Annotated in this window: 9 protein-coding genes; 3 read left to right on the forward strand and 6 right to left on the reverse strand. The window is 72.6% G+C overall.

Annotated elements, in window-relative coordinates; all coding sequences use genetic code 11:
- Positions 1-36: 36 nt before the first annotated feature.
- Entirely contained in the window at positions 37-1134 is a 1098-nt protein-coding gene (locus AB0J39_RS10160) for a glycoside hydrolase family 11 protein (RefSeq protein ID WP_363463070.1), read from the reverse strand.
- Positions 1135-1625: 491 nt separating this feature from the next.
- On the opposite strand from AB0J39_RS10160, the gene AB0J39_RS10165 reads away from it, so the two are divergent.
- Positions 1626-2939 carry a hypothetical protein gene (locus AB0J39_RS10165; protein ID WP_363463071.1) on the forward strand — a complete coding sequence of 438 codons (1314 nt, stop codon included), beginning with the start codon at positions 1626-1628 and terminating at the stop codon, positions 2937-2939.
- Positions 2940-2951: 12 nt separating this feature from the next.
- On the opposite strand, the gene AB0J39_RS10170 is transcribed toward AB0J39_RS10165, so the two are convergent.
- The 4 genes from AB0J39_RS10170 to cmk all read right to left on the reverse strand — a co-directional run bounded on the left by AB0J39_RS10170 (position 2952) and on the right by cmk (position 9019).
- Positions 2952-6326 carry a tetratricopeptide repeat protein gene (locus tag AB0J39_RS10170; RefSeq protein WP_363463072.1) on the reverse strand — a complete coding sequence of 1125 codons (3375 nt, stop codon included), beginning with the start codon at positions 6324-6326 and terminating at the stop codon, positions 2952-2954.
- Complete coding sequence (locus AB0J39_RS10175; RefSeq protein WP_363463073.1) at positions 6323-6733, reverse strand: hypothetical protein; 411 nt, start codon at positions 6731-6733, stop codon at positions 6323-6325. Before AB0J39_RS10175 ends, AB0J39_RS10170 begins: the two co-directional genes overlap by 4 nt.
- 64 nt (positions 6734-6797) lie before the next feature.
- Positions 6798-8228, reverse strand: a complete 1431-nt coding sequence (gene der, locus AB0J39_RS10180) for a ribosome biogenesis GTPase Der (protein WP_363463074.1) — start codon at positions 8226-8228, stop codon at positions 6798-6800.
- A gap of 143 nt (positions 8229-8371) precedes the next feature.
- Positions 8372-9019: a (d)CMP kinase gene (gene cmk / locus AB0J39_RS10185; RefSeq protein WP_363463080.1), complete on the reverse strand. Its 648-nt coding sequence runs from the start codon at positions 9017-9019 to the stop codon at positions 8372-8374.
- Positions 9020-9233: 214 nt separating this feature from the next.
- Between cmk and AB0J39_RS10190 the strand changes: the two genes are divergently transcribed.
- Both AB0J39_RS10190 and AB0J39_RS10195 read left to right on the forward strand, forming a co-directional pair.
- Positions 9234-10349: a MerR family transcriptional regulator gene (locus AB0J39_RS10190; RefSeq protein ID WP_363463075.1), complete on the forward strand. Its 1116-nt coding sequence runs from the start codon at positions 9234-9236 to the stop codon at positions 10347-10349.
- Positions 10346-11716 carry an MFS transporter gene (locus AB0J39_RS10195; protein WP_363463076.1) on the forward strand — a complete coding sequence of 457 codons (1371 nt, stop codon included), beginning with the start codon at positions 10346-10348 and terminating at the stop codon, positions 11714-11716. Before AB0J39_RS10190 ends, AB0J39_RS10195 begins: the two co-directional genes overlap by 4 nt.
- Here the strand turns inward: AB0J39_RS10195 and AB0J39_RS10200 are convergent.
- On the reverse strand, positions 11673-12222 hold a 550-nt coding region (locus tag AB0J39_RS10200; protein WP_363463077.1), incomplete at its 5' end, for a prephenate dehydrogenase dimerization domain-containing protein. The two genes, AB0J39_RS10195 and AB0J39_RS10200, sit on opposite strands and share 44 nt — an antisense overlap.

Below are 12222 nucleotides of genomic sequence, written 5' to 3' on the forward strand. Positions count from 1 at the left end.
CGCGCGTCGCCGTGCCGTGACGCACGGCCGTACCGGTCAGCCGGTGGCGCAGGCCGAGCCGTTGAGGCTGAAGGCCGAGGGGTTGGGGTTGCCGCCGGAGTAGGTGCCCTGGAAGCCGAACGAGGTGGTGGCGCCGGGGGCCAGGGAGCCGTTGTAGGACACGTTGCGAGCGGTCACCGACGAGCCGCTCTGGCTCACCGTGGCGTTCCAGGAGTTGGTGACCTGCTGGCCGCCCGAGAAGGACCAGGCCAGCGTCCAGCCGTTGATCGTGCCGCTGCCGGTGTTGGTGACGGCCACTTCGGCGGTGAACCCGTTGTTCCACTCGTTCTTCGTGTAGGACACGCGGCATGCGCCGGTGCCTCCCGGCGAGAGCGAGGGCGAGGGGCGGGGGGAGAGCGAGAGCGAGGGGCGGGGGGAGGGCGAGGGCGAGGGCGAGGGATCGGTCGTGCCGCCGATGGTGATGTTGGAGCTGCCGCTGCTCTGGTAGCCCTCGGTGGCGAGGATCTGGTAATCGTGATTGCCCAGGGGCATGCCGTTGCGGGCCCACGCGTCGAAGTGGTTGCCGATGGTGATGGTGCCGCCGGTCCTCTTCTGCTGGCGGACGCTCCAGTACTGGTTGAAGGTCTGGTTGCCGTCGATCGAGGGCGCGTTGTAGCGGGTGGTCTGGTAGATGTCGTAGGTGCCGCCGTCGGAGGTGACGGTGCCCTTGTACGTCCCGGTGGGCCGCCAGGTGCCCCAGTTGTCGACGATGTAGTACTCCACCAGCGGGCTCCGCGTCCAGCCGTACAACGCGAGGTAGGCGTTGCCGGAGGGGTTGAAGCTGCCCGAGTAGGTCACGGTCCTGCGGGTGCCGGGCTTCCAGCCCTTGCCGGCGACGAAGTTGTTCGTGTTGCGCCAGGACGTGCTGTAGTTGCCGCCGGAGCCCAGCTCCATGGAGACCGTGCCCTGGCTGTCGGTCCAGAACGAGAAGAAGTACCCGTTGTTGGTGCCCGTCTGGTTCGTGGTCACGGCGGCGTGGGCGACGCCGGGCAGCAGCGCCACGGCCGCGGCCAGCGCCACGGCGCAGACACGGCCGATCAACACCCGCACACCGCCGCGCCCGCGGCTTCTCGTCCGAATGGGGATCTGAGTCATGTACGTACTTCCTCCTCAACGGGCCCACGGCGACCGGGTTGTGATGCCGGCGGCCGGGGTGACGGCCACCGTGCGGCGGAGGTCGGCCATCGTCACGCGGTCGCCGGCCTGAGGACCATGTCGCGGCTCGTGACCCGGATCGACGGTGGTCGAGGCCCTTCGTGCGGGCGAAATTATCGGAAAGACGCCGAAAGTGTCAGCCCGGCCCCGCCTGGCTGTCAACGACACACGTAAAGCCGGTCTCGCCCGGAAGGGCGTCTCGGCGCAACGACCCTGGTCACGCGTGGTCGACGACGGGGCGGACGTCCCCGGACGCGTTGAAAGTTACGCGACGGCCGCGGCGTGGCCGTACAGCGCGCCCCGGCGAGCAGAGAGGTGTACGAGAATGGAAATGGCGCACAGTTGCCGGAGTTCATTTCCGGTCGGGTCGATATCGGTTTTCCGCGCATTTGCCTCTATAGCGTTTTTCAGCGGCATAGTAGTTTGCGTTCATGTTCAGCCCACTCGCCGCATGCCGCGCGGCCGCCCTGCGACCCCCTGTCGTCTGGGCGGCCGTCGCCGGGGTCATCGCCGCCGGGTCGCCGATCGCACTTGGCCCGTCCCCCGCGTACGCGAGGGATTCGGGCTCCTCCGCCAACGCCGTCGTCGTCTGGGACCGTAACGCTCAGACCGCGATCTGGGACATCGCCGGTCAGCAGCCGCAGGTCCAGGCGCGCAGCTTCGCGATGGTGCACGGGGCGGTCTACGACGCGGTGAACGCGATCGCCGGTGCTCCCTATCAGCCATACCTGGTCGCACCGGCCGCCAACGGCACCGAATCGACGGACGCGGCCGTCGCGACCGCGGGTTACCTGGTGCTGAACGCGCTGTTTCCCGACCAGCAGGCGAGGTTGAAGACCCAGTACGACGAGTCGCTCGGCGAAATACCCGACGGTGCGGCGAAACAGCGTGGAATCACCGTGGGCACTCAGGCGGCCGATGCGATGATCGCCGCGCGACGGGACGACGGGGCGTTCGGCGACCAGACCTGGCCCGTGGGCAGCCGCCCTGGTCAGTGGCGGCCGACGCCGCCGACGTTCGCCTCGGACGGGGCATGGGTCGGTCACCTCAAGCCGTTCCTCATCCCCAGGGCGTCCATGTTCCGTACGGCCGGCCCGCCGGCCCTCACCAGCCGCCGGTACGCCCGGGACATCAACGAGCTCAAGACGGTCGGCTCGGCCACCAGCACGGTCAGGACGGCCGACCAGACGCAGGCCGCGATCTGGTGGCACGACCGGCATCTGGCCGAATGGGAGATCAAGCGTCAGCTCGCGACGCGGCAGCGGCTGAACACCCTTCAGACGGCGCGGATGTTCGCGATGGTCGACCTGGCCGAAGCCGACGCCACGATCGCCTGTTACAACGAGAAGGCGGCGTGGAGCTTCTGGCGGCCGATCACCGCGATCCGGCTGGCCGACACGGACGGCAACCCGGAGACGTCCGCCGACCCCGAATGGACGCCGTTGCTCGTCACGCCGCCGCACCCCGACTACACGTCCGGGCACACCTGTTTCACCGCCGCGAGCATGTCGGCGTTGCGACACTTCTTCGGCCGGGACGACATCCCCTTCAGCGGCTACAGCGCCGGCTCGGGTACCACCAGGTATTTCCGCGGTTTCTCCCAGGCGCTCGCCGAGGTCGTCGAGGCCCGGGTATGGGGCGGCATCCACACCCGCACGGCGGACGTGCAGGGCGCGAAGATCGGCACGCAGGTCACCGCCTACATGGTCGCGCACTACTTCAAGCCGAGGCCGAGGAGCCGGTAGAGGTGGCGGGGGTCATTCCTTCATCCAAGCCGGGAACTCCTCGCCGGTGAGAACGAGATACTCGTCGGCCACAGCGGCGGTGTCCTCCGCATAGGCGCGACGCAGCAGGTCGGCGGCCGCGCGGACGATGCCCTGGGCGACGTCCTCGGGCAGTACCCGCGACAGCACCAACGCCTCGATCAGCGGGGTGATACCGGCACGGAATCGGCGGTCTTCGATCAGCGCATATCCTCGGACCACGAGACTTTGCAGGTAGTCGGGCAGGTACGCGTCCCGGTTCAGCTCGACCAGCTCCCGGCGCAGACGGACGGCCTCCTCACTCACCGGCAGCGCCTCGGCCCGCCGCCCGACCTCCCCCAGCAAGGCGGCGTAATTGTTCAACGACATCGCCAGGTCGGGCAGGTGGGCGTCCCGGTCGAGCTCGATCAGTTCGCCATAGAGGCGAACGGCCTCCTCACTGACCGCAACCGCCTCGGCCCGCCGCCCGGCCTCCGCCAGCCGCAGAGAGTGGTTGTACAACGAGGCCGCCAGGCCGGGCAGGTAGGCGTCCCGGTTCAGCTCGGCCAGCTCCCGGCGCAGACGGACGGCCTCCTCACTGACCGCAACCGCCTCGGCCCGCCGCCCGACCTCCCCCAGCAAGGCGGCGTAATTGTTCAACGAGATGGCCAGGCTGGGCAGGTAGGCGTCCCGGTTCAGCTCGGCCAATTCCCGGCGCAGCCTGACAGCCTCCTCACTGAAGGGAAGCGCCTCGGCCCGGCGCCGCATGCCCACCAGCAAGGCGGCGTGGTTGTTCATCGAGGTCGCCAGGCCGGGCAGGTAGGCGTCCCGGTTCAGCTCGGCCAGCTCGCCGTGCAGACGGACGGCCTCCGCACTGACCGCAACCGCCTCGGCCCGCCGCCCGACGTCCGCCAGCCGGTTCGCGTGGTTGTTCAACGACATCGCCAGGTCGGGCAGGTAGGCGTCCCGGTTCAGCTCGGCCAGCTCCCGGCGCAGACGGACGGCCTCCTCACTGACCCCAACCGCCTCGGCCCGCCGCCCGGACTCCGCCAGCCGCACAGCGTGATTGTTCAACGAGCCCGCCAGGGCGGGCAGGTAGGCGTCCCGGTTCAGCTCGGCCAGCTCGGCGCTGAGGCGGACGGCCTCCGCACTGACCGGCACCGCCTCGGCCCGCCGCCCGGCCTCCGCCAGCCGCACAGCGTTATTGTTCAACGAGCCCGCCAGATCGGGCAGGTAGGCGTTGCGGTTGAGCTCGGCCAGCTCGCCGTAGAGGCGGACGGCCTCCGCACTGACCGGCACCGCCTCGGCCCGCCGCCCGACCTCCGCCAGCCGCAGAGCGTAGTTGTTCAACGACAACGCCAGGGCGGGCAGGTAGGCGCCCGGGTCGCGGTCGGTCAGCTCGAAGTAGATGCCGACGGCCTGCTCACTGACCGGCACCGCCTCGGCCCGCCGCCCGACCTCCGCCAGCCGGCCGGCGTGGTTGTCCAGCGACATCGCCAGGCCGGGCAGGTAGGCGTCCCGGTCCAGCTCGGCCAGCTCGCCGTAGAGGCGGACGGCCTCCGCGCTGACCGGCACCGCCTCGGCCCGCCGCCCGACCTCCGCCAGCTGATGCGCGTGGTTGTGCAACGACATCGCCAGGCCGAGCAGGTGGACGTCCCGGTCCAGCGCGGCGAGCCGGCGCCAGAGCCGGACGGCCTGGTCGCCTTCGGCCAAGGCGCGTGCGTGCAGCCCCGCGTAGAGCAGACGGACAGCCAGGTCGTCATGGATGTGGGCACGGGTGACCGGATCGGTGGCGGCGGCCAGCCGGTGCCCGGCCAGGCGGGTGGCTACCGCGGCGGCCCCGATGTCGAGATCGATGTGCCGATGACCGGGCAGCATCGCCTCAATGGCCGTCAGCAGCCCCACATCGATGTCGTCCAGGGCTGCCAGCCTGGCCAGGGCAGCGCCCCCGGCGTGCACCGCCAGATGAGGGGCATCGGCCAGCAGCGGATACAACTGCCGCTGCGCCAGGTGGGGCCATCGGTGCGCGGCCTCGATCAGCGTGGTCACCGCATGCCGCGCCCACACCGGCACCTCGCCCTCCTCGCCCGGTCCGCCATCGGCGCCGGCGGGCGGGGCCAGCAGCCGGGCGGGCGCCGTCTGCGCCCACAGGTCGACGGGAAAATCGCAGGAATGGCCGGGGGCGGACAAGGCGATGAAATCCTCACCCAGCCGGTCGGGATACAACGGCTCCAGCACCGTGGCGCTTGTATGAGGAGCCGAGACCCCCTCCGGTGCAGCGGGCCCGGCGGGCGGGTAGCACACCGCGTGGTCCTTCAGCAGCTGCCCGATCGCCTGGGTGGACTCGACCTCGGCGCGTGCCAGGGCGGCTTTGCCGTCCTCATAGCCGAGCCGACCGGTCAGCGTCGCGACATAGACGACCTGCCCCATCGCCTCCGGCGAAGTCGCCAGGGGTCTGTCCCGGCGCGCAGAGGTCATCGCCTCCCAGTGATCCCGCTCACGCGCCAGCAGGAACTGCGAGACCCGCACCGGGTCGACGGGCGCATCCTGACCACGCTCGGCGGCCAGCACCGCCGCCAACGCGGCCATGTGCACACTCAGCACCAGCCGGTAGGCCTCATGCCGCTCCAGCGCGGGCGGCGCGGCCACCGAGCCGGCCCCGGGCACCCCCAGCAGCTCGGCGAAGCGATCACGAGCCGCGGCGAACAGCCCCGCACGCGTGATCCCGCTCTCCCGCTCCAGCGGCTCCAGCTCCCCCCTGCTGGGCGCCAGACCCAGATCCCGCCGCATCCGCCCCTTCAGGCTGTCCCACCAGGTGCCGGCCGGGCGGGCCAGCAACAACACCCGCACCGGCACCCGCCCCGACACATGCGCATCACGCAACAGGGTGAGCAGATCGGCGATGTCCCACCGCTCGGCGTAGTCCACCACCACCAACACCCCGGCCGCCCCGTCCAAGGCGGGAACCTCGAACTCCGCCGCGGTGGAGCGATCACGCCGGTGATGGGCCGCCAGCACCACCCACCCCTGCCGCGCCCACAGCTGCGCCACATGCCCGGCCAGCCGACTCTTGCCCTGCCCACCCGGCCCATGGATCAGACGCACCGCCACCTTCTGCCCCGTGGGCGCATCCCGCCAGTCCGCCAGCTCCGCCAGCAGACCACGGCGGCCGGTGAAGGCGATCAGGCCATGAGAGGCCCGCAGCAACTCACTCGGCTGCGCCCACGCCTCCCCCACCGACGGAGGCGGCACCGGCTCAGGCCACAACGCCCACCGATACGACTCCTCGCCCCCATACACGATCAGGTCCCCGGCCGCCTGATAGATCCGGGCCAGCCCCGAACCCTCCGCATGCTGGATCACCTTGCGTGACCCACGCGACGGCCTCACCGCTCGTTGATGTCGCGGCCGGCCTGGTCCACCTGGCCGTCCTCGGCGGCCGTGGCCCGCTGCCGCACCGAGGGTGCTTCGCCTGCGGCGGCGCCACCCGCCACGGCATCGTCGTCGCTACCTCCGGGCCGCCGCGGCCGCCCGGTGTCGATGTCGCGGCCGGCCTGAAAGACGCGGCCACGCCCGGTGGCGATGGCTCGCTGCCGCACACCGCCGCCACCGCCGCTCCGCTCGGCGATCAGCGCGTATACCGCCACCCCCAGCCCGGCCAGGGCGACGAACAGCCCGATCACGCTGGCAAGCTTGTCCGCCTTGTCCAGCCCCACCTGCGACAGGTAGACGCCCAGCGCCGCCAGGGCCGCCACCGCGACCCCGGCTCCACCCCATACCGGTCCCCATCCGCGCATACCGGCATCATCAAGCAACCATCAAGGTCACGCCATACCCTGGCCGCCACCCGTCCGGCCAGGGTCACTTCTTCTTGCGCTTCTCCCGGATCTTCATCGTCACGTCGATCGGGGAGCCCGCGAAGCCGAATTCCTCGCGGATGCGGCGCTCGAGGAAGCGGCGGTAGGTCTCCTCCAGGAACGCCGAGGTGAACAGCACGAACTTCGGCGGCTCGGTGGACGCCTGAGTGGCGAACAGGATCTTGGGCTGCCGTCCCCCGCGCACCGGCGGCGGGGTGGCCTGCACCAGCTCGGTGAGGAACTGGTTGAGCCGGGCCGTCGGCACCCGCGTGCCCCACGAGTCCAGGGCACGTTCGATGGCCGGTGCCAGCTTCTCGACGTGGCGACCGGTCTTCGCCGAGATGTTCACCCGCAGCGCCCAGGGCGTGCGGACGAGCTGCCGGTCGATCTCCTTCTCCAGGTAGTAGCGCCGGTCCTCGTCGACCAGGTCCCACTTGTTGAACGCGACCACCATCGCCCGGCCCGACTCGATCACCAGGCCGATGATCCGCAGGTCCTGCTCGGTCAGCACCTCGGAGGCGTCGATCAGCACGACCGCGACCTCCGCCCGCTCCAGCGCGGCCCGCGTGCGCATGGCCGCATAGAAGTCGGCGCCCTTCAGCTCGCGGTCGCGCCGCCGGATGCCCGCGGTGTCGATGAACCGGTACGTCGTGCCACCCAGCTCGACCAGCTCGTCCACCGGGTCACGGGTGGTGCCGGCCATCGGGTCGACCAGCACCCGCTCCTCCCCGGCGAGCTTGTTGAGCAGCGACGACTTGCCCACGTTGGGCTTGCCCAGCAGCGCGATCCTGCGCGGGCCCCGCTGCGCGCCGAACGTCTGCGGCGGCGTCTCCGGCAGCGCGTCGAGCACGACGTCGAGCAGGTCGCCACTGGCGCGGCCGTGCAGGGCCGAGACGGGGTGCGGCTCGCCCAGGCCGAGCGACCACAGCCCGCTCGCCTCCAGCTCCATCTGCTGGTTGTCGACCTTGTTTGCGGCCAGCACGACCGGCTTGCCCGACCGGCGCAGGACCGCGCCGACGGCCTCGTCGGAGTCGGTTACCCCGACACTGGCGTCCACCACGAAGAGGATCACGTCGGCCAGCTCGGCCGCGATCTGCGCCTGCTCGGCGATGCGCAGGGCCATGCCGGTCGCGTCCGGGTCCCAGCCGCCGGTGTCGACCAGCGTGAAGCGCCGGCCCCGCCAGGTCGCCTCATAGGTGACCCGATCGCGGGTCACGCCCGGCACGTCCTCGACGACCGCCTCACGACGGCCGATGATGCGGTTGACCATCGTCGACTTGCCGACGTTGGGGCGCCCCACCACGGCGACCACCGGCAGCGGGCCCGAGTCGGGCTCCCGCTCCGCCTCCTCGGCGGAAAGCTCGGCGAGCTCGGCCTCGATCCAGCCGCCCTCGTCCTCGTCGTACTCCCCCGTCACGTCCATACCCTGCCTCATCGGCTGCTCTTCCGTTCTCCCCGGCCACCCCGGACCGTCTACGGGGCCGGGCTCGTTCGTATGTCGCACCGCGTGGCCTGCCCCGGCTTCCTTCAGGAACGCGGCGCGCGGCGCCGGGGGAGGTCAGGCGGGGCACGCGGGCGTCAGACCCGCTCCTTGACCAGCCGGAGCACCTCGGCGATCACCTCGTCCAGGTCCAGCGGCGTCGTGTCCAGTTCCACCGCGTCCGCGGCCTTCGCCAGCGGATCGGCCTTGCGCGTCGAGTCGAGGGTGTCGCGCCGGGCCATCGCGGCTTTCTGCGCCTCCACGGTCGTCCCGTCCAGCTCGGCCGTACGGCGCAGGGCGCGGGCCTCGGCGCTCGCCGTCAGGTAGATCTTGACGGGCGCGTCCGGCGCGACGACCGTGCCGATGTCGCGGCCCTCGACCACGATCCCCCCGCCGGGGAGGGACTCGGCGATGATCTCCCGCTGCAGGGCCACCAGGCGGCGGCGGACCTCGGGCACGGCGCTCACGGCCGACACCGCGCCGGTCACCTCGACGCCGCGGATCGGCCCGCTGACGTCGGCGCCGTCCACGGTGACGCCCGGCGCGTCGGGGTCGGTGCCCATCACCAGCGCGGGCTCGGCGGCCCTCGCCGCGATCTCGGCGGCGTCCTCCAGGTTCACGCCCCGCTGGAGCATCCACCAGGTGACCGCGCGGTACATCGCGCCCGTGTCGAGGTATCGCAGGCCCAGCGCCCGCGCGACGCCCCGCGAGGCACTCGACTTGCCCGATCCCGAGGGACCGTCCATGGCGACGACCAGACCCGACACCGGCTCTCCTTCTCCCCTTCGAATCGTCGTCCCCGAGGCTACCGGGATACGGCCGGAAAGCGTGCATCGGCGGCCGGACCGGGCTTCCCGCGCGCGATCGATCCACGCCCGGGTCCGGCGCGTGTTGACCTTGCCCCTGGGTGAAGCGCCAGCATCGTCGCACCGGCCATGGCGGCCGGGACGAGGAGGAGTCGTGGGGGAGCTGCTGACCATCGGGACGTTCGCGCGGGCCGCCCGGCTGTCGCCCAAGGCGCTGCGGCTGTACGACGAGCTCGGGCTGCTGCGCCCGGCCGCGGTGGACGGCGAGTCGGGATACCGCTACTACGACCCCGGCCAGTTGGAGCAGGCCCGTCTGATCGCCTGGTTGCGACGGCTCGGCATGCCGCTGGCGCGCATCCGGCAGGTGTGCGACCTGCCCGCGCCGGACGCGGCCGAAGCGGTGGCGGCCTACTGGCGGCAGGTCACCGCCGAGACCGCTGCCCGCGGCCGGCTCGCCGCCTTCCTCGTCGATCACCTGTCTGGAACGGGAAGGGGCGGCGCCGTGGAGGACACCACGACCACGCTGGGGATCCGGTACGCCGCCCGGTCGGAGCCGGGGCAGGTGCGGACGAGCAACGAGGACGTCGCGTACGCCGGCGAGGGGTTGCTGGCGGTGGCCGACGGAATGCGCGGCCCGGGGGGCGACCGCGCCGCCGCGGCGGCCGTCGACGCGCTCAAGCGCCTGCGGACCGTGTCCCCGTCCCCCGAGGACCTGCTCGGCGCGCTCGCCGACGCCGTCGGCGACGCCGAGCGCGCGATCCGGGACGTCGCCGCCTCGACCCCGTCGGGGCAGGCGGTCACCACCCTGACCGCGCTCGTGTGGTCCGGGGCGCGGCTGGGACTGGTGCACATCGGCGACACCCGGGCGTACCTGCTGCGCGACGGTGGCCTGTTCCAGCTGACCCACGATCACACGTACGTGCAGTCGCTGATCGACCAGGGCCGGCTCACCCCGGAGGAGGCCGTCTCCCACCCCCGGCGCTCGCTGCTGGTGCGCGCGCTGACCGGCACGGGAGCCTCTCCGGCCGACCTGTCGGCGCACGACGCGGCCTCCGGCGACCGGTACCTGCTCTGCTCGGACGGACTGCCGGGAGTCGTGCCGGCCCGCGTGCTGCGCGAGACGCTCACCGGTCCCGGCGGCCCACGGCAGGCGGTCGACGAGCTGATCGACCTCGCGTACGCCGCCGGAGCCCCCGACAACCTCGCCTGCGTGGTCGCCGACGTGGTGGCGGAGGAGGAATCCACGGCGGCCGAGGAGAGCCCGCGGTGAGCGCCACGACGGTGCGGCCGCCCCGTTCCCGGACTCTCGGCGTCGACCGCCGGCCGCTGGCCGTCCCGGCGTTCCGGCGAATGTGGATCGCCTCGGTGATCTGCGCCGTGGGCGGGTCCTTCAGCGTGGTCGCGGTGCCGACGCAGCTGTTCAGGGTCTCCGGCTCGTCGGCGGCCGTGGGAGCCGCCGCAGGGGTGTCGTTCGCCGCGCTGGTCGCGGCGGCGCTGGGGAGCGGCGCGCTCGCCGACGTGATGGACCGGCGGACGATCCTGCTGGCCGCCGATCTCAGCCTGGCGCTGACGTACGCGGCGCTGTGGGCGCAGGCGTCACTGGGCGGCCGCTCCGTCCCCGTCCTGCTGGTGGCGGTGGCCTTCCAGGGGCTGGCCTACGGGACGGTCATGACGACGACGGGGGCCGCCGTGCCCCGCCTCGTCCCGGCCGAGCTGCTGCCGGCGGCCAACAGCCTCAGCTCGCTGGTCCGCTACGGCGGGTCCGTCCTGGGGCCGATGCTCGCCGGGGTGCTGGTCCCGGTCGTCGGGCTCGGCATGCTGTACCTGTTCGACGCCGTCGCGCTGCTCGCCGTGGTGTGGGCCGTCGCCATGCTGCCGCCGCTACCTCCTGAGAGCGCGGCGGACGGCGGACGAGGCTCCTCGGTGGCCCGCCGGACGTCGGCCGGGTTCCGCCACCTGGCGTCCGACCGGCTGCTGGTGGCGGTGCTGGCCGTGGACCTCGCGGCCATGGTCTTCGGCATGCCCTCGGCGTTGTTTCCCGAGCTGGCCCGTCACGTCTTCGGCGGCACGGCCGGGGGCCCGGAGACGGGGCTGCTGTACGCGGCCTATCCGGCCGGGGTCTTCGCGGCCGGGCTGCTGTCGGGCACGTTCACCCGCGCGCGGCGCCACGGCGCCCTCGTGGCGGGCGCCGCCGTCGCGTGGGGACTCGCCGTCGTGCTCGCCGGCCTGGCCGCCGAGCTGTGGATCGCGCTGGCGGCGCTCGCGCTCGGTGGCGCGGTCAACTTCGTGCTCAGCACCTTCCGCACCACGATCGTGCAGACGCACACCGGCGACGTCGTGCGCGGACGGGTGCAGGGCGCGCTCACCGTGGTGCTGGTGGGAGGGCCGCAGATCGCGAACGTGCTGCACGGCGCTGCCGGAGCGGAGTACGGCCCGCGCGTCGTGATCTGCGCGGGCGGGCTGCTCACCGTGACCACCGTGGCGGCGATCGCCTGGGCGATCCCCCGCCTGCGCCGTTACACCGCCCCCGAGCCCGGCCCCGTCTCAGGGCCGGTGGCCGCCCTGACCTCGTCGGCCGCGCCGGGAGACCGGGTCAGGCCGGCACCTGCCAGCCGCGCTCGCGCAGGCCTTCGGTGAGGGTCTCCGCCGCCTCCGGCCGGACGTACAGCTCGGCCGCGCCGAGCTCCAGCCCGGTGGCGTGCTCCAGGCGGATGTCCTCGATGTTGACCCCCGTCTCGCCGGCGGCCTGGACCAGGCGGGCCAGCTCGCCGGGGCGGTCGCCGATGAGCACCTGGACCACGGCGTACGTCCGCGCCGGGCCGCCGTGCTTGCCGGGGATCCTGCCGGTCCCCCGCACGCCGCGCGCCAGGAGATCGGTGACCTGCTCCATGGCCGCGCCGTCGCCCGCCAGCGCGCGCAGCGACCGTGCGGCGGCGCTCAGGTCGGCCACGAGCGCCTCCAGCACCTCGGCGACGGGCAGCGCGTTGCCCTCGAGGATGCCGGTCCACAGCGACGGGTCGCTGGCGGCGATGCGGGTCACGTCCCGCACTCCCTGCCCCGACAGCCCGAGCGCCGTCTCCGACGCCTCGGCCAGCCGGGCCGCCACCGCGGCGGCCGTCACGTGTGGGGCGTGCGAGACGACC

It is taken from the genome of Microbispora sp. NPDC049633 (genome assembly GCF_040675265.1).
GTDB lineage: Bacteria > Actinomycetota > Actinomycetes > Streptosporangiales > Streptosporangiaceae > Microbispora > Microbispora maris.